General features: G+C 44.7%; 13 protein-coding genes and 1 pseudogene. 8 read left to right on the top strand and 6 right to left on the bottom strand.

The genetic code is table 11. The features are described 5' to 3' along the window. The first annotated feature begins 450 nt into the window (after window positions 1-450). The 3 genes and pseudogenes from NSS67_RS30495 to NSS67_RS30485 all read left to right on the top strand — a co-directional run bounded on the left by NSS67_RS30495 (window position 451) and on the right by NSS67_RS30485 (window position 2,688). Window positions 451-1,473 (top strand): Gfo/Idh/MocA family oxidoreductase, encoded by a 1,023-nt coding sequence (locus NSS67_RS30495; protein WP_339317524.1) that lies wholly within the window; start codon window positions 451-453, stop codon window positions 1,471-1,473. 28 nt (window positions 1,474-1,501) lie between these two features. Beyond that, window positions 1,502-1,997: pseudogene (locus NSS67_RS30490) on the top strand (sugar phosphate isomerase/epimerase); the annotation flags it as partial. A gap of 58 nt (window positions 1,998-2,055) precedes the next feature. Continuing rightward, window positions 2,056-2,688: a carbohydrate-binding family 9-like protein gene (locus NSS67_RS30485; RefSeq protein WP_339317523.1), complete on the top strand. Its 633-nt coding sequence runs from the start codon at window positions 2,056-2,058 to the stop codon at window positions 2,686-2,688. Window positions 2,689-2,862: 174 nt separating this feature from the next. On the opposite strand, the gene NSS67_RS30480 is transcribed toward NSS67_RS30485, so the two are convergent. The 5 genes from NSS67_RS30480 to NSS67_RS30460 all read right to left on the bottom strand — a co-directional run bounded on the left by NSS67_RS30480 (window position 2,863) and on the right by NSS67_RS30460 (window position 9,415). Continuing rightward, on the bottom strand, window positions 2,863-4,236 hold the full coding sequence (locus tag NSS67_RS30480) for a HAMP domain-containing sensor histidine kinase (protein ID WP_339317522.1): 1,374 nt from the start codon (window positions 4,234-4,236) through the stop codon (window positions 2,863-2,865). Next, window positions 4,233-4,910, bottom strand: a complete 678-nt coding sequence (locus NSS67_RS30475) for a response regulator transcription factor (protein ID WP_339317520.1) — start codon at window positions 4,908-4,910, stop codon at window positions 4,233-4,235. Before NSS67_RS30475 ends, NSS67_RS30480 begins: the two co-directional genes overlap by 4 nt. 59 nt (window positions 4,911-4,969) lie before the next feature. Further along, window positions 4,970-6,931 (bottom strand): serine hydrolase domain-containing protein, encoded by a 1,962-nt coding sequence (locus NSS67_RS30470; protein WP_339317519.1) that lies wholly within the window; start codon window positions 6,929-6,931, stop codon window positions 4,970-4,972. A 285-nt stretch (window positions 6,932-7,216) separates the two neighbouring features. After that, window positions 7,217-8,491, bottom strand: coding sequence for an MFS transporter (locus NSS67_RS30465; RefSeq protein WP_339317517.1), 1,275 nt, complete (start codon window positions 8,489-8,491; stop codon window positions 7,217-7,219). A gap of 18 nt (window positions 8,492-8,509) precedes the next feature. Then, window positions 8,510-9,415, bottom strand: coding sequence for a winged helix-turn-helix domain-containing protein (locus NSS67_RS30460; protein ID WP_339317515.1), 906 nt, complete (start codon window positions 9,413-9,415; stop codon window positions 8,510-8,512). A 400-nt stretch (window positions 9,416-9,815) separates the two neighbouring features. On the opposite strand from NSS67_RS30460, the gene NSS67_RS30455 reads away from it, so the two are divergent. Together NSS67_RS30455 and gshAB are read left to right on the top strand one after the other, a co-directional pair. Further along, window positions 9,816-11,168, top strand: a complete 1,353-nt coding sequence (locus NSS67_RS30455; protein ID WP_339317513.1) for an MATE family efflux transporter — start codon at window positions 9,816-9,818, stop codon at window positions 11,166-11,168. Between the two features lie 19 nt (window positions 11,169-11,187). Then, window positions 11,188-13,518, top strand: coding sequence for a bifunctional glutamate--cysteine ligase GshA/glutathione synthetase GshB (gene gshAB, locus NSS67_RS30450; protein WP_339317512.1), 2,331 nt, complete (start codon window positions 11,188-11,190; stop codon window positions 13,516-13,518). 86 nt (window positions 13,519-13,604) lie between these two features. Here gshAB and NSS67_RS30445 read toward each other — a convergent pair whose 3' ends face one another. Beyond that, window positions 13,605-14,048: a hypothetical protein gene (locus NSS67_RS30445; RefSeq protein ID WP_339317510.1), complete on the bottom strand. Its 444-nt coding sequence runs from the start codon at window positions 14,046-14,048 to the stop codon at window positions 13,605-13,607. A 157-nt stretch (window positions 14,049-14,205) separates the two neighbouring features. Here NSS67_RS30445 and NSS67_RS30440 point away from each other — a divergent pair, with 157 nt between their 5' ends. From NSS67_RS30440 to NSS67_RS30430, 3 genes are read left to right on the top strand one after another with little or no spacing between them, the layout of a single operon-like run. Beyond that, window positions 14,206-15,477, top strand: coding sequence for a cellulase family glycosylhydrolase (locus tag NSS67_RS30440; RefSeq protein ID WP_339317509.1), 1,272 nt, complete (start codon window positions 14,206-14,208; stop codon window positions 15,475-15,477). Window positions 15,478-15,487: 10 nt separating this feature from the next. Continuing rightward, complete coding sequence (locus NSS67_RS30435) at window positions 15,488-16,135, top strand: response regulator transcription factor (RefSeq protein WP_339317508.1); 648 nt, start codon at window positions 15,488-15,490, stop codon at window positions 16,133-16,135. Continuing rightward, window positions 16,119-17,534, top strand: coding sequence for a HAMP domain-containing sensor histidine kinase (locus NSS67_RS30430; RefSeq protein ID WP_339317506.1), 1,416 nt, complete (start codon window positions 16,119-16,121; stop codon window positions 17,532-17,534). The genes NSS67_RS30435 and NSS67_RS30430 overlap by 17 nt, the downstream gene beginning before the upstream one ends. Window positions 17,535-18,118: the final 584 nt, after the last annotated feature.

Raw genomic sequence — 18,118 nt, 5'->3', positions numbered from 1 at the left:
GAACACCAAACCCAAAACCGAAGGAAGGCTCAAAGAACCCCCCTTCGGTTTTTAGCCGAAGGGGAGCGGTAGTGACTAGAAAGCATTGAGTTACGATGCTCCTAGATCTAACCTAAAAAACAGGAGATGCTCCGGTACACCGGAGCATCTCCTGTTTTTTGATTCTAAGACAAGTGTAGCCTAACGATAATTGTTGTTCCCATTTTAGCGGCACCTTCTAGCTCTCATCAAGTCCTTATATAGAATTAGATAGAATAACGGAATCGTGCAAAAAGTAACTTTCATAGCTAAATAAAACTCTCCACCATTCTTATATAATAAAGGTAATAAGGTATCATAACAAGACGAAAATTATTCTTTAGTAATCCGGGATTATGCAAATGTAAGAGTGGGATATGCATTGAATCAACATAAAATAACCTCAATGAGTGAGAATAGGATGGATGCATCATGAAAAGGTACGGGGCGGTCGTGATAGGCTGCGGTTATATGGGCTCTCTCCACTTGGACGCCATATCACAGCAGAAGCGGGTCCGGTTAATCGGCGTAGTGGACTGGAACCGGGACAGGGCATCATTAGTGGCAAGCCAATACGGAGCCGAGTGTTGGAGCACGGATTACCGGGCCTTGATCGAGCGTGACGATGTGGATCTGGTCATTATCGCCACGTACCCTTCTTCCCATCTGGAGATAGCAGAAGCTTGCGTCGCTGCAGGGAAGCATATCCTATGCGAGAAACCAATGGCGGGTAATACACGGGAAACGCAGGAATTCATGAAGCTGGCCCGTGGAGCCAAGACCAAGGTGCTGATCGGTCATATTCTTCGCCATAACACCACGTACCAGGCGGTTATGAAGATGATCCGGGAGGGCGCCATCGGCTTCCCCTTGGTTATTCGGTTAACCCAATTGAAACCCTCCAACAATTGGGATTCCCACCTGTCCCTGCTCCGGGACGTCTCACCGATCGTGGATTGCGGCGTCCATTATATCGATGTGATGCGTTGGGCCACAGGGGCGGACGTGGTAAGCGTCAACGGGATCGGTCAGCGTCTCTATGAAGAAGTCCCGCCGTACACTTACAATTACGGACTCATGACCCTCCGTCTATCGGACGGCTCCATCGGCTACTTCGAGACGGGGTGGGGCAAGGGGATGCCGACTGACAACCGGAAGGAATTCATCGGACCGGCAGGCAGGATCCGCATCATCTACAAGAACGATCGACCGCGGGAGGAGCAGCATCTGGGAAATCTGGTCGAGGTTGAAGACTACCGGAAAGGAACGATCCGGCAGATCAATATGGACTTCTCCGTGAAGCCTACGGGTGCCCAACTGGACTATTTCCTGTCCATGCTGGAGAACAACTTGCCCGCTATACCGTCAATGGAGGATGCTTGTCGGGCGATGGAGATCGCTCTCCTGGCCGACCAGGCGATCCATGAAGGAATTACGTTACCCTGCGCGAAATAAGGGTGGGTGGGAGGAGGTTGATTTTATGGCTTGTGCGGAACTCTGTGATTATGCTTCGAGGATGAAGGGGTACTTCGCTTTGGAGACGGGTCCGGAGACGGCAGCCCATCTCCGGGCCTTTCTCGATACCCTTGGAGGCAGAGGGGTAGCCGTGAATTTCGACCCTGCCAACATGGTGATGGTAACAGGGGATGACCCGGTCCAGGGTGTACACCTGCTGAAGGACTATATCGTCCACACCCATGTGAAGGACGGCATTCGGTATCAGCCGGTCGATCCGAGGGATGTGTACGGTGCCATAGGGTACCAGCCGCTGGATCATCAACGGATTGCCGAGCTTGTAAGCTCCGGTGCCATATTCCAGGAGGTTCCGTTGGGCGAGGGAAAGGTGGATTTCGACGCCTACTTTCGCCGCCTTGCAGGAGATCGGATACGAGGGGTATCTGACCATCGAGCGAGAAGTGGGGGATGCGCCCGAGAGGGATATAGAGCGGGCGGTCTCCTTCATCCGCAAATACAGGTAACGGCAGACGGCCGTACGAAATCTCGGGGATCGAGACTGCGAACAGAAGGGAATGAACCATGGAAAGAAAATTGGAAACCTTAGTAATTTCCCGCCAGACAAATCAGACGGATGTTTCAGATACAGAAGAAGTCCAGATCATCAAGCAGTATCAATGGCTTAAAGGGTATACTCCGGTCGTTACAGCGAGATTAAATTACAGTCAGGAGGATCTGAAGATTCAGTTTAAGGTTTACGAAAAGAATCCAATACGAACATATAGAAACATGAATGATCCCGTGTATAAGGATAGCTGCATCGAGTTCTTTTTTCAGCCTGATCCGGATTCGGACCAGCGCTATATGAATTTCGAATTCAATGCGAATGGCACAATTCTCTTACAGATAGGAACGGATCGGTATGATCGCTTCCCAATCACTATCAATCCGGCACTTTTCCACATCCTATCCACCACGGATCAAATTAATGTTAAAGGGGAAGTGTATTGGGAATTAAGCTTTTCGATCCCATGGGCTTGGGTACAATCATATTTTTCGGATTTTCGGGCAGTGCCGGGAAAAAGGATGCGAGGAAACTTTTACAAGTGCGGCGACGATACGACCTATCCGCACTTTGGAACATGGAGCAGAGTTCATTCGAATAAACCAGATTTTCATTGCAGCTGTGATTTTGGGACTCTGTACTTAGAGTAACTGCGCAGAATATGGACGAATTGGAAGCTATCCAGTACCTGAATTTATAGTGGCCGAGTGCTCGTATGAACTGGAGAACTGAGAATCGCCAGAGTTTTTCTGTCCAGTATGTAATGGAACCTTGGCGAAAAAAGAAGAGCCAGCAGACAAATGACCGCTGGCTTGTAAGCTTATTCACCCGTGGGGTGATTTTGTTCTAACACAAGGTAGCCTAACGATAATCGTCGTTCCCTCTCCAACCGCACCGTCCAGCTCTATGCTTCCCTGATGCAGGGAGATGATTTTTTTAACGATCGCGAGTCCCAGACCATTGCCATTGTTGTTTCCACTCCGCGACTTGTCTATTTTATAAAACCTTTGGAATACAGCGTTGAACTCTTCCGGGGAGATCCCGATTCCGTTATCGCTGATGGTGACGGATACTTCTGTTGCACTACTATCTATACTGATGCGAATATTCCCGCCTACCGGTGTGAATTTGATGCTGTTGCTGAGCAAATTCATCCATACTTGCTTCAGCTGATCTTCATCACCCTTAATTTTAATCGCTTCCGGCAGTTCAAGATCGATAACAATGCCTTTGGCTGACCATTGGGGCTCACAGGTCACAACGATGGTTCTAATCTGCTCGTCAAGATTGAAGGTACTTACGCTATAGGGATGATGTTCAGAATCCAAGGAAGCGAGCTTCAGTAAATTATCACTTAGCCTCGACAGACGTTCACTCTCCGCAATGATGATATCAAGATATTCGCTGCGTTCCTCTTCCACGATTAAATCATGGTTCAGTAGCGCCTTGGCAAAGCCGGAAATCGACGTGAGGGGTGTCTGGATTTCATGTGAAACGTTGGATACGAAATCCTGCCTCATCTGTTCCAACTGCTTCAGCTCTCCTGCCATCTCCACATAGCTTTGTGTCAATTCCCCGATTTCATCTATTCGGTTCACTTTAAGCTCCACCTCGAAATCACCCTTGGCCAGCCTTTTTGTTGCATTCGTCAGTGCTTTGATCGGCTCTACCAAATATCTGGCGGCAAAAAGAATGCATACACTACCCAGCAAAAGCACGAGCAAAAGCACAAAGAGCACCATCCGATTGACGATATTTTCGTTCTCAGCAGAATACTGCAAGAACATCGCACGCCACTCCCCATCCAACATAAAGGGCATCCCGATAAAAGTATCCTTATCTTCCGTGGAGGAACGGTAGAACTTTCCTTGCAGTACTTGTTTGACAGCTTCGGGAGGGACATTGACAGCCGGACTACCTTTGAGCCCATAAAAAGTATGTTCTCCGGCATGATTGTACAGGTGGATAGGGTATGCGGATACCTTAACCATACTATTCAGGAACTCGTCCGCATCCTTTGGTTTAGCGTCATCATAGCGGTGAATGATCTCTTTTCCCACTACGATCATTTCATTCTGTCCCTCATAACTTATTTGTTTCTGAAAGACATACAAACCAATGAAAAAGGAACAGATTAGACTAAAGATAATGATGCCTAGAAACGTGAGAATGACGCGTACATACAACGTCTTGATCATGGCGTAGGGATCAGCCGATATCCCAGGCCGCGGGCCGTTTCGATTTGAAATTGCTCGCCATTGCCGCTGAATTTCTCCCTCAACCGACTTATATGCACATCTACAGTTCGGCCGTCTCCTACATAATTCAATCCCCAGATTTGGAGGATTAACTGTTCTCTTGTAAAGATTTGCCCAGGATGGCTGGCCAGCAGAAACAGCAGCTCAAATTCCTTTAAAGGAATCGTAACCGGTTCTTCACCACGCGTGACCTGAAAAGTGCGGCGGTTGAGCGCCACATTGCCCAACTGCACAGACTGTGAAGAAACGACCAGCGAGCGTTTAAGCAAAGCTTTTACTCGCAGTACGAGTTCAAGTGGATCAAACGGTTTAGTCAGATAGTCATCCGTACCGAGTTGAAAGCCTTTCACTTTGTGTGCAGATTCCGCTTTAGCCGTCACCATGAGGAGGGGGATGTTGGCATCATAGCGCCTGATTTCTCTGCACAGATCCCAACCATTCAATCCTGGCATCATAATATCTAGAATGACGAGATCGACTCGCGAGTTCTCTATAATGGACAACGCTTTGGTACCATCCCTGGCTTCTTTGAGGTCAAAACCTTCTTTTCGCAAAAATAAAGACATTAGCTTTCGGATGTTATCATCATCATCAGCGATAAGTATAGTAGCCACGATTTTCCTCCTCTATTAAGCTTTCATTATATCTGTTTTGTTCTTGGCAAGTAATGGCGTTATCCGAACTGCCAACCCAACAGGTTCCAATAGTAGAAGAACAGAGTCATCGCCACAGCCGAAAACGCCACTAACGTATAATGCACACGCTTGAAAGCTGTCCAGTATTTATTCTTCCAAACCAGTATAGCCGAGATTAGCAGAGCTAGAGTCAGACCAACCAGAATGATTGGCATAACTAAACTGAGAGAAAGCGAAAGACTGATCCCGCTGAGCTTCTGCATCGTGTCCATGGACATAACCACCATAAATATCGTGACGAAAGATAGCAGCGCCCAACCAGCAGTTCCCGCAGATAGTCGGATGGCCCGTTTTTCCGGAGGCGTCATCGCCTTGATCTTGCGTCTGGAGAAGATTAGTCCAAGCAATGAAGTGATGAAAATCAATCCCGAGAACCCTAGTGCGATAAGCCAAAATTTATTCTGATCTAAGAGTGGGGTACGCTCCAGCGGCATATCCGGTGCCATACCCAAAAGCATATGTGTAACCTTACCGGACTCATTCGTGCGGAAGGCAATTTGTTCGGTACCTCCCTCGAGTTGGAACAGATTCGGAGCGACTTCTCTATATAACTGTTGTTCACTACCACTTCCCAAGGATAGCTTATTATCCTCAACCGCGACATTCAGCTGAAGGAAAAAGTTGAAAAACTTATCAATATCACTGATGTTTCGGCGGGTAAATTCATAGGCTCCTGCATATTTCTGAATAGATTCATCAGAAGCGATGAATTCAGGCCGACTAGCATCAGGAGCAGGGTAGTAGCGGTTGAAAAAGGCTTGGATGAGGTCTGCTGCGGAATCACCGCCCTCACCGCCGTTGTAGGATACAAAGATGCCTACATGCTTGGCAGGCACAAGATATAATTCCGTATTAAACATGGGGTCAGAACCACCATGAGTGATCAACGTGAGTCCGTTGATTCGTTTCTCTGCGAACCCCAGATCCACTCCTGGCAGACGTTTATCGAATTGAAATGCTGTTGAATGCATTAGTTCTGCTGTCTCGGGTCTCAGAATCTGCTGATCACCATATTTACCATTCTGCAGATGGGCGATCATGAAGTGCGCCATATCTACTGCAGATACGGTACCAGAGCCGGCAGGACGAAATCCGCCCTCGAATGTAGGTGTGCCTGGAATAAAACTGCCGTTCTCGCTCTTGTACCCCACAACTTTGTTGGGCATGAATGACTCCGGCAAAGGTTCTACTACAGTCGAATATTTCATGTCGAGCGGATCAAAAATATACTTTTTTATATAATCATTGTAAGGAACACCGCTAACTTCCTCTACAATTAGACCTGCTAGTGTAGCACCGTAGTTTGAATAAGAACTTATCTGTCCGGGTGGTCTTACTCGTGCCAACATATGCTTATTGAGTGTTTCCGAGATTGACCCCGGCAATTTGGCAGGGTCTGTAGTGATTTGATAACCAACGCCACCTTCTTCGAACCCTGCTGTATGTGTCATCAAATGGCGCATAGTGATCGACTCAGGATAAGTAGCAGGGATCTTCACTGATTTCAGGTAGGTGTTAATATCTGTATCCAGATCAATTTTGCCTTGCTCGACCAGTTGCATCACGGCTGTCCAGGTAAACAGCTTTGTCGTTGAAGCGATTCGAAACATGCTGGTTGTCGGGTCAACGGGTGTTGCCTTTTCCAGATTGGAACTACCATAACCTTTGGCCAAAATAATCTTGTTGTTCTTTACGATGGAGATGACCGCTCCCGGAATTTGCAGTCGATTCATATCCTTTTCCATGATGCCATCAACGAAGGTAGTGAGACTCTCGGTATCATCGAGACTGGCAGGGGCTTCAGTCTGAGTTATGGGTAGCACGGCTTGATCCGTCTTGGTCTCGGCCGAGGCATGATTCCCAGGTAATATCAGGCTCGCACCTAATCCGGCAACAATCACAGCCAATAGGGTTAGACTAGCGATCAGTCTTTTTTTCATAGATGTTAACATTATTATCCTCCGTATCATCATTTATTGGGCTTGGATGATCATCCACCTAACGCTTATAGACATTATCAGAGTAGTGTGAATGGAACGTTAACAAGACTATAAAAAAACAGACTGCCATCCGCCGCCTTCAAAGATCTAGGCATGAAAGGATTTAAAGAAAGATGGAATTCAGATTTTTCGATAGGTAAACAGCGCTAGTCTAGGACGTGATTTCCTTGTCCATAGCTATCGCTGTTTCTATTAGAATCAGTGAACTCTTCTACATATCTTGACTTATCGTTCAGCGACAACACCGTGCGGGGGAACCGCCGCATCGGGTTGCCGATGAGTGGCTTCAAGGGTAGAGAGATCACCATCCAGCGCTTTGAGTCCGGGAAGCAGCAAGGCTGCGCTGGCGCAGAGCATTGGAAGCAGTCCGGCGATTACGAAAAGTACAGGCACACCATATAGCTGGGCAATCGCACCGCCGGCAAAAGCACCAAAAGGCTGCAAGCCGCCACCGATCAGAAATCGGATAGAATTTACTCTTCCTTGCAGATTGCTTGGAACTAGACGTCCATGGAGTGAAGAGCTTAAGGAGCCGAAGAAGGGGCCTAACGTTCCAGTGGCGAACACGGCGGCGAGAGCAAAAGAAAAACTAGGGAATAGCCCCCATAATGTAGTCACTAAACCTATGGTCCCCAGACTGCCGAGCATGACAAGCCGTCTTTTTTTAATTTCCCCTATCATGGAAATAATGCTTAGTCCGACTAAGGTTCCAAGTGCGAAAACGGTACTCAAAGTGCCCATCGTCGCCGCATCGCGGTGGAGCACTTCGCGTACAAAAGGAACCATCATGGTCCAGACGGCAATTGAGCTTAAATTACTGATGGAGGCCATCATCATAATCGTAAGCATTGCAGGAAATTGCTTATAGAAGGTGAAACCCTCGGCGATCTCGCGAACGTAGACGGTGATGGAGAAACGGCCGGGGGTTGGAGCAGGCTTCGGCAGCTTCTGTAAACACAGCAAGGTAGTGATGGCCGCAATGTAACATAACATGTTGATGCTAAGTGCTGGCAGCGCTCCACTGGCAGCGGTCAACGCCCCAGCTAAGGCGGGCCCCAGCAGGGCTGCTGCACTTTTGCTGCCATCGATGATAGCAAAAGCCCGCACCAGCTTTCGGCTATCGGCAACGCCGGGGATAACAGCCATCGCCGTTGGCATGAACAATGCGGCGCAGGCTCCGCTGAGACCTGCGGCGACAAACAGATGCCACAGCTGCAATTGACCAGCCAGACCCATGCCGAGTGGCAGTGCTATAGCCAGCAAGCGAATGGTTGCCAAGCAGGCCATAAAACGAACCCGGTGCAACCGATCGGACAGCGGTGAACCGAGCAAACGCAGCAGCAACTCAGGTATACCGGAGCTGAGCGCGAGTGCTCCCATCGCTAGCTTGGAGCCAGTCAGCTCATAGACGAGCCACTCCATAGCTAGCAAGCCAAAAGCATCTCCAAAAGCGCTTAAAGTAATGGTCGAGAGTAGACCATAATAGCTGCGTTTTATCATAGCTTAGTAGCTCCTTTTCTAACTCTCCAGATACGCCCCAATCTGCTGGGGGAGCCCATTTAAGGCTTCCAATCGCAGGCTGTACGAAGTGCTTTTACCATTGGTATGGACAATGACCAGCCCAGCTGCGCGCAGCGCAATAAGATGGTAGTGGATTGTACTTTTGGAAAGTCCGACCTCCCGCACGATTTCTGTGAAATTGAGCTGTTTGCCTGTGAGTAAACGAAGGATAAACAGCCGCGTCTCATCCGAGAGTGCTCGGGTAAGGCGAAGTAGTGCTGGAGCAGGGCGTCCAGCTTCCGGAGGGAGAACATCACAAGAGTAGCTAGTGAATACGAATTCATCATACATGGAGGTAGTAACCAATGGACGAGCATGATATTGCGGAATGATAATGACCTGCTTTAGATGCTCAGTTGGATAGAGGCGCATTCCATCGGTTGCTGCTTCAAAGACTTCCATGTCATTGTTCCCGTTCAGCATCGTTCGTCTGGACTCAGCTTCCAGCTCAAGTCCCTCGATGATTTTAGGGTCGATTCCACTGAAGTATCCCGCATTCCATTCGCGCAGGATGTCAGAGGCAATGTCCCTAAGTTCCGCAAGATTGGAGGGAACCGATTGGCCGAAACGTCCAGATATTTCATATAGTTCGCCCGAAGTTAACCCGTCGAACCAATCCAGAAAGCTACTAACCGAACGCTCACCAGGACAGCACCAAATGTAGGGAGCCAAACTGAAGTCATCGAGTTTCTTCACGACGTCTTGCATTTTACGAAGCAGCATCGGCGCAAATCTTGCTTGGACTTCGCGTACCCAGAGCTTACCGGAATCCATGGCAGTATGGTTCTGCTTGCTTAGAAAGGCAGTCATACTACTAACACATTCATACATGGGGGCAAAATCGACTTCTACTTTATAATCCATAAGCTGCTCCATTCTTTGAGTAAGATGCTAATTCACTAATTAGTTCTATAAATATAGAACTTTTGTTTAGTTTTATTGTAAGCGAACTTTTAATCGTTTTCAATAGTCTTTCGATCGAAAAACAGGAAATTTTATGCAATCCCTCTCCGCTAGAAAGATCTGTTCTATCGCCCACTGATTATTATGGAAAAAAGACAGCTCCGCGTGGCACATTGTGCGCTAGGAACTGTTTCTTAATGTCTAAATAATTTATACTTTTAAGGAGTTCTGCATTTATGTCTACAAATCAATCGAATATAATCATTTGATTATATAAGTGTTCGGTTATATAATAGGCTTGAAAAAGTGTTTCGACCCTTTAAGGTCGTTTTTAAATTAGATAAAGAAGGAGTTATTAGACTTGAAGGACTTGAAGGGCGCAAACGATTTGACTCAGGGCCCTATTATGCCTACCTTAATGAAATTAACGCTTCCCATTATTGCGACGAATTTTATCTCTACCACCTATGGTCTTGTCGATATGATATGGGTTGGAAGATTAGGAAGTGGTCCTGTTGCTGCGATTGGCACGGCGAGTTTTTTCATTAATCTAGCGATTGCATTATCGACCATGATTACGATCGGTACAGGGATTAAGGTAGCGCATTGTATGGGATCTGGTCAGATAGAGAAGGCTAAATCTTATATGAAGAACGGCTTTATGATGTCTATTATATTAGGACTTCTCTATATGAGTTTAGTTCTGTTGACCAAGAATCAGCTTATAGGTTTTTTTGATCTTGGAAGTGAAGAAGTTGAACGAATGGCTAGACAATTTCTTATGATTTCGATATTTGGATCGGTATTTTCCATCGTGAACACGTTATTCGCAACGCTCTTAAATGCCATGGGAAATAGTAAACAGCCGTTTCAGATCTTCTCTATTGGTCTTATGGTTAATATTGTGCTGGATCCGTTCTTGATTTTTGGATGGGGCAGCTTTGAGGGATGGGGAGTAGCGGGGGCAGCCATAGCAACGTTAACGGCAAACCTATTAGTGACAGCTCTATTTGTCATAAAGACAAGAAATTCAGAGCTTATTTCAAATACTTCGGTCTGGGACAGACTTCAAATGAAAGAAGTTATTCGCATGGGGCTTCCGATTACGATCCAAAGGGTTACTTTTACGATTATATCGATCATTATCGCCAAGATCATTGTACGTTTTGGAGCGGATGCCATTGCGGTTCAAAAAGTCGGGATTCAAATTGAATCCATTTCCTATATGACTATTGGAGGACTACAGGGAGCTATTGCCGCCTTCTTTGGTCAAAATTATGGGGCGCGACGATTGGATCGTATTGGGCAGGGGTATCGTCAGGCCTTGATCTTAACCTCCATCTTTGGTGTGATCGTATCGCTTATATTTATTGCATTCCCGCAGCAGCTATTTTCATTGTTTTTATCAGATCAGACGAGTCTGGCATTGGGCGCGGATTATATGCGGATTATCGGTTACTCACAATTGTTCATGTGTCTGGAATTGATGACAGTGGGTGCATTTAACGGCATCGGTCAAACCCATATTCCGCCTATATTCAGCATTACATTTACTGCACTCCGAATCCCGCTAGCCTTAGTCTTATCCGAGCCTTTTGGTTTAAATGGGGTGTGGATGTCGATCGCACTAAGCAGTGTGTTCAAGGGAGTTATTCTTGTGTTCTGGTTTAGGAGATCTTTGTTCAGAATGAATAAACAGCAGGTAAACCTATAAGCAAAGGGTGAAAGTAGAAATGGCTTTATTAAATCATAAACTTATACAGCTTCTAAAGGATAGCCAATTGAATAAGGAGCTTTTTCACGGCGAATTTGGTTTGGAGAAAGAAAATGTCAGAGTTGATCCAGAGGGAAGACTTGCGCTGACTTCGCATCCGAAAGCTTTTGGCAAGAAAACGGAGAACCCTTATATTCAAACCGATTTCTCAGAGAGTCAGGTGGAAATGATCACCCCATCGTTTGATTCTATTGATGAGACTTATAGCTTCATGGAGGCGCTGCAGGATATTGTTTCGCTTGAGCTTCATGAAGAATACCTGTGGCCAAGCAGCAATCCGCCTATGTTACCGAATGATAAGGACATTCCCATAGCTAAGATGGGCAATCCGGTAGAGGACGAATATAGACATCAGCTAGCAGACAAGTATGGTCGCAAAAGACAATTGCTGAGCGGGATCCATTACAATTTCTCTTTTGACGAACAATTTCTTAGACAGCTTCATGACACAGTTAATCCGCAGTTGAGCTTTAAAGATTTCAAAGATGCTACCTATTTAAAAATAGCCCGCAACCTATTGCGATACCGCTGGCTTCTCATCTATTTAACAGGTGCCAGTCCTGTCTTCGATAAGACTTATATGGAACAATGTGTGGCACGTAGCGAATCAGATGACGAAACAAGCTTTCATTATCTGAATATGAATTCACTTCGGAACAGCGAATGCGGGTATCGAAATGAAAAACCCCTATATGTATCTTTTAATTCACTTGAGGAGTATGTACATGATTTACAAGCGTTGATCGAATCGGAAGAATTGCTAAGTGTAAAAGAGTTTTATAGTCCGGTTAGATTGAAGACAGCAAGAGGCAAACAGCCTTTAGAAGAATTGATACAAGATGGGATAGCCTATCTGGAGCTTCGTTTTATTGACCTGAATCCACTGTATAAAATAGGAATCAGCAAAGAAACGATGGTTTTTATCCATCTGTTTATTCTATATATGCTACTGAAGGAGGACGAACCTTTCGATGTAGAGGATCAAAAGATGGCGAATCTCAATCATGATCAACTGATCATGGAGGGGATAAAGGGCTGCTTGCATGATTATGGAGATGCTTGTAAAACGATGGAGCAGAAGGCTTTAACTTGTATTCAAGAGATGCAAGAGATGATACAGCTGTTGAACCCAGAGGATAAACAGTTCTCGAACGTTCTGAACGGAGCTAAGGATAAGATTCTAAATCCAGACAGGAGTTTTGCTGTGATTGTGAAGTCAGAAGTTCAGCAATCCTCTTTTGTACAATATCATCTGAAAAAAGCTAAACAATATACTAAGGAAAGTCTTCAGAACGGATATAAATTTGCCGGATATGAGGATCTAGAGCTGTCTACACAGTTGCTTTTGAAGGCAGCAGTTAAACGCGGCATTAAATTTCAATTGATTGATCGGGAGGAGAATTTCGTAGTCCTTACTAAAGGCGATCATAAAGAATACATTAAGCAAGCTACGAAGACTTCTCTAGATTCTTATAGCACGGTACTCATTATGGAGAATAAGATTGTTACGAAGGAAGTTCTCAGACAACAAGGGATTCGCGTTCCGGCAGGAGAGGCTTTTCGAAATCTTAAAGAGGCTATGAATGCCTATGGAACTTACCGTAATAAAGCGATCGTGATCAAACCCAAATCAACGAATTTTGGACTAGGCATTACCATTTTTACAGACGAATTCTCCAAAGATGATTATCAAAAAGCCTTCACGATCGCCTTCGAGCATGATCGAACTGTGCTGCTTGAGGAATTTATGACAGGAAAAGAATATCGTTTTCTAGTGATGGGTGATGAAGTAGTCGGAGTATTGCACCGGGTTCCGGCCAATGTGGTCGGTGATGGTGTACATACGATAGAAGAGTTGGTCCACGAGAAGAATAGGGACTCGTTAAGAGGTCATGGCTACAAAACGCCACTTGAAAAAATTCAAATCGGCGAAGCAGAAGAAATGTTCTTGAAGAACCATGCTCGGGCTTGGGGTGATGTTCCTTCATTAAATGAGGTTATCTATCTACGAGAAAACTCTAATATTAGCACAGGTGGAGACAGCTTAGATTTTACAGATGAGATACCAGACAGCTATAAAGAAATAGCGATCCAATCGGCTAAAGCTGCGGGGGCCACTTTTTGTGGTGTAGATATGATGATTGATAATATTGAAGAAGAGGCAACGGATACCAACTATAGCATTATTGAGATCAATTTTAATCCAGCGATTCATATTCACTGTTATCCCTATAAAGGGAAGAATCGCAAAGCGGATGAACGGATTTTGGATTTATTGTTTGGGGAATAAAAAAGAAGCTCAACCTGTAACTTTGGGTTGAGCTTCTTCTCTTAAATGCGCCAATTCGCGCATCAACTCACTACATGTTATTAACGCTAGGAGTTACCCGCTGCTGCGACGCCACTAAAGTTTCTGGCTTGGACGTTATTAAACGCATCTGTGGCAGCTGCATTTGTGAAGATTTCTGCAGTGTATTGAATTTGACCTGCTGCGACAGCCAGCGGCGGCGGAACATCCACTGCTGTGAAACCAAAAGCTTCATTTTCTCTGCTGATCGCTACGCCAAATGTTGTTGTGAAGATGATCGTGCCGTTTCTGCGAACAATAATAGTATTTGTGTTGAAAAGAGGGTTGTTCTCTACTTTTAAAAATCCCGCCAAAAGTACGCGGACATTGCCTTGATTATCAGGCGATACGCCTACAGTCTGAATACCAATATCCCCAAACACCAGAGGGGTTGCTGCTAGTGGAATGACCACGGGTGTATTATCCGAAGCAGCTTGGTTGGAAAGTCTTAAATCAACAAACTGGATTGTCATATTATACTCACCTCCTAGAAATATAATATGAGAGAAGGGGGGACATCTCTTGGATTCGTATGAAATTCATCAATTACCTATTTGTATGGCTTAATATCCACACCTGTGTGACACTCTTGTAACAGAGATTCGCTACGATAGGTTGCGAGGTGAGAAAATGAAGAAATCAAAAGCTTTTATCGTTTTGATCTTATTGTTGGTTGTAGGATGCAGTTCAGTAACACCGCAAGCCAATCATGAACTGAAGAAAGAAGAGAAGAAGGAAAGGAATGAGAAGCTAGCCTTCTGGGATACGCAGAGAAAAGGAACAAACTTCATGAACTCAAAATCATTACCGGAGAACTATGAAGCTGCTAAAGAGCAGAATATTGAGTTCATTCGATTAGCACCAGATAAATGGGCAAAAGACAGCGATTATTTGTTTAATGACAAACCGGACGTGAACCCGGATAAAGATTTTCTAATAGGGAATGCAGATAAGTATGAAGGGCTTGTTGAAGAGGATTTTGCTGAGTTAAAAGCAGACTTAGATGCAGCCGAGGCTCGGGGTTCAAAAGTGGTGCTGACCATCCTCAGTCTCCCCGGAGATCGCTGGAGGCAGTTCAACAATTATAAAAATGATGATCGGATATGGAAAGATTTCAGTTATCATGAACAAGCGGCAGTGTTTTGGAGAGATCTAGCAAGTCGTTTGAAGGATCACCCTGCGGTGATCGGTTATAACCTGATTAATGAACCACATCCTGAGACCGCGACGGGATTTCATGATTTCTGGACACAGGATTACAGCGAATGGTATAGCTCAGTGGAGAACACCCCTGCGGATTTAAATCTGTTATATGAAACGATAGTGACTGCTATTCGTACCGTAGATTCCAAGACGCCAATTATCGTAAATTCTGGCCTGTATGCTACACCTTGGGCCTTTAAATATTTGAAACCGATCGAAGATGAGAATGTGTTGTATGCTTTTCATATGTACGAGCCTTATGAGCTAACCAGTCAAAATAAGAAAAAAGGGTTAACCTATGAATATCCTGGAACGATAAAGGTTGGGGACAATAAAACGGAAAAAGCTTTTAATAAAGAAGCCTTAAAGGAATTTCTAGAACCTGTTGCGCAGTGGGCAAAGGAACATAACATACCCGCAAATCGGATTGTTGCAGAAGAGTTTGGAACGAATCGACTCGTAAAAGGTGCAGATCAATATATGGCGGATTTAATTTCGATTTTTGATGATTTCGGCTGGCACTGGGCGTTTTATGCTTTCCGAGAGGATACTTGGGATGGTATGGATTATGAGCTAGGCACTAAGCCCCCAACTTGGGAATATTGGCAAGCAATAGAGAAAGGCGAACAGCCCCCTCGGAAAGTAGTGGACAGCCCGATATGGGAAGTATTGCAGAAAGGCCTTGAAAGAAAGGAGTAAATGATGCGACTTGAACATTCTAATTGCCGATGATGAGAAGCATATGACCACGATATTGAAGACTTATTTTGAAAAAGAGGGCTATAACGTTTGGGTAGCTGCGGATGGGGAGGAGGCGCTTGAGCTCTTTTTTTCGAATAGGATCGATCTTGTGGTATTGGATTGGATGATGCCTAAGCGAAGCGGGATTGAGGTGTGTAATGAAATCAAGCAGGTTAGTCTAGCCAAGGTGGTGATGCTGACCGCCCGATCTTCCCATGACGATGAATTTAGCGCTTTAGATATAGGTGCAGATGAATATATAAGAAAACCATTCGATCCACGGATTTTAATGCTGAGAATCAAAAAAATGCTGGGTACCGAAAAAGTAGCTGCAATACGGGACTTAGAAATCGATTTTGAGCGGAAGAAAGTGTACAAGAATGGGGAGGAGCTGTCCCTTTATAAAAAAGAGTTTGAATTGCTAACCTTCCTATATGAGAATAAAGGCCGGATTTTGTCTAGAGATGCTTTGTTATCTTCCGTTTGGGGGATGGACTACCTTGGTGAAGAACGAACCGTGGATACACATATCAAGAGATTGCGCGATAAGATTGGGGCTGACCACGTGATTACACATAGGGGAATGGGGTACAGCTTCCATGATAAAAATCAATAAAATAAGCACCAAGTTATTGATTATGGTAAGTATCATTCTGCTGATTGTGTTTGGGACGTCCTATTTATTGCACAACTTTTTCTCGTCCGATTATTACCTGTACAAGATGAAAACTAAAATTAACGCCATTTATGACGAAGTAAAGGATCTTAGTCTGGATCAGCTTATGGACAATGAAACAGAGATCGAGAACAATAATAACGCAACGATTGTGTGGGTTAAAAACCATGGAAGCGTAGCAGAAATTAACGATAATTTACAATTTGCTCTGTTTAAAGAGAAGGTAGCACTCAATAAGTTCTGGATCACGGAAGAGGTTTTGCAAAAGGTAAACGAAGGAAATACGGTCAATCTTTTATTTAATCAGGGAAAATTGAAGTCCAGTCTGTTAATGAAAATATACGAGCAGGATGGCAATCTGATCCTTATCAGCACTGTAGTTGTACACAATACAGATGCTTTAGACATCGTAAATCAATTCAGCTTCTATTCCATCCTTTTGGGGATTATTATCAGTTTGCTGTTAGTGGCCTATTTTTCGAGGAAGATCATTACACCGTTAGAGCAATTGCAGGATGTGGCGAAGGATATCTCCAATCTCGATTTTAAACAAGTGACGATTAAATCGGGGGATGAAATCGAAGAATTGTCCAAAAGCATTAACCAGATGAGTCAGCGCCTGAAAAGCGCCCATGCAGAACTGGAGAAGAAAAATCAAAGCTTAAACACATTGATCTCAAGTATTTCACATGAGGTAAAAACACCGTTATCCTTAATCCAAGCCTATACGATTGGTATTCAAGACGATCTGGATGATGGCACGTATACGGATATCATTTTGGAGCAGGTGAAATATACGTCGGATATGGTGGATTACTTAATTAAACTGTCCAAGATCCAAAAGACGGAAGTGCATAAAGAAAAATTCGATCTTAAAGAGCTTCTACTCAAAGTGATCTCACAATATAATATTACGCTCAAAAATAAAAACCTGACCTTACAGACCGACTTCCATTCGGTTGAACGATCCATCGTTGAAGAGGATATCAGCCAGATAGAAATTATATTCAACAACTTAATTAGTAATGCCATTAAATATGGGGAAGATAACGTCTTTGCAATCTCACTAGCGAGTGACACTCATGATACTCTGAAATTCACCATCACTAATAAAACTACGCTACTGACAGAGAAGCATTTAGCGTATATCTGGGACCCATTCTATGTCATCGAGGAGTCTCGAAACAAAGAAATCTCCGGAACAGGACTTGGCCTGTCCATCGTCGCGGAGATTCTAGCTAAGAATGATCTGAAATACGAAGCCACGTTAGAGGACTCGTATATTAGTTTTAGTGTTTGGTTTGAGGTTGGGGACGTTTCATTGCAGATGGTACACTAGAAAACGCCCTTTCCGCCCCTGAAAAAATAATATCTACTGCACATTGTGCAATCAAACTACTATTACGGCCCCTTGCTCATGTGTAACGGACTCAGATGCAGCTATTCACGCATATTGAGGCCTTTCGGACGAGTTGCGGACTCGAGAGACGTTAATCATCATAATCAGGGGCGATATCATGTGTTTTGAGTCCATTAAAGACTCTGGAGTCCGTTAGCATCCCAAAACAACGCAATTGTTGGAAATAAGGATCCTGGTGTCCGAACGCATTGCAGGTGATCTCGAGTTGATCAAACTCCGGTTTTGATCTTATTATTTACCCCACACAAATATGGTGAAAAGTAACGGAGGGAATTTTGGAACTGTAGGAGCGATAGCGTTCGCCTGAAAGCTTTCCGAAGGAAAGCTCGCATCGGAAGCATATGCTTTGTCTCCGGATGTTATCCGCTGAAGGCGGTAAAATCAAAAACATCTGGAGACAACAGCGACCGAAAGTCTAACATTCCCGCACCATATTAATCGCCCCAGCTTCAGTATTATTGAGATCAATTTCAATCCAGCGATTCATATTCATTGTTACCCTT

Origin of the sequence: Paenibacillus sp. FSL R10-2734, from assembly GCF_037963865.1 — a bacterium.
Classification (GTDB): domain Bacteria; phylum Bacillota; class Bacilli; order Paenibacillales; family Paenibacillaceae; genus Paenibacillus_AQ.
Note: the sequence above shows the minus strand (reverse complement) of the source record. Positions and strands in the feature narration are given on the sequence as shown.

What these genes read in the sequence shown, in the direction of transcription:
- NSS67_RS30495 (WP_339317524.1), top strand. Translation starts at nt 451, where the DNA reads ATGAAAAGGTACGGGGCGGTCGTGATAGGCTGCGGTTATATGGGCTCT.
- NSS67_RS30485 (WP_339317523.1), top strand. Translation starts at nt 2,056, where the DNA reads ATGGAAAGAAAATTGGAAACCTTAGTAATTTCCCGCCAGACAAATCAG.
- NSS67_RS30480 (WP_339317522.1), bottom strand. Translation starts at nt 4,236, where the DNA reads ATGATCAAGACGTTGTATGTACGCGTCATTCTCACGTTTCTAGGCATC.
- NSS67_RS30470 (WP_339317519.1), bottom strand. Translation starts at nt 6,931, where the DNA reads ATGAAAAAAAGACTGATCGCTAGTCTAACCCTATTGGCTGTGATTGTT.
- NSS67_RS30465 (WP_339317517.1), bottom strand. Translation starts at nt 8,491, where the DNA reads ATGATAAAACGCAGCTATTATGGTCTACTCTCGACCATTACTTTAAGC.
- NSS67_RS30460 (WP_339317515.1), bottom strand. Translation starts at nt 9,415, where the DNA reads ATGGATTATAAAGTAGAAGTCGATTTTGCCCCCATGTATGAATGTGTT.
- gshAB (WP_339317512.1), top strand. Translation starts at nt 11,188, where the DNA reads ATGGCTTTATTAAATCATAAACTTATACAGCTTCTAAAGGATAGCCAA.
- NSS67_RS30445 (WP_339317510.1), bottom strand. Translation starts at nt 14,048, where the DNA reads ATGACAATCCAGTTTGTTGATTTAAGACTTTCCAACCAAGCTGCTTCG.
- NSS67_RS30440 (WP_339317509.1), top strand. Translation starts at nt 14,206, where the DNA reads ATGAAGAAATCAAAAGCTTTTATCGTTTTGATCTTATTGTTGGTTGTA.
- NSS67_RS30430 (WP_339317506.1), top strand. Translation starts at nt 16,119, where the DNA reads ATGATAAAAATCAATAAAATAAGCACCAAGTTATTGATTATGGTAAGT.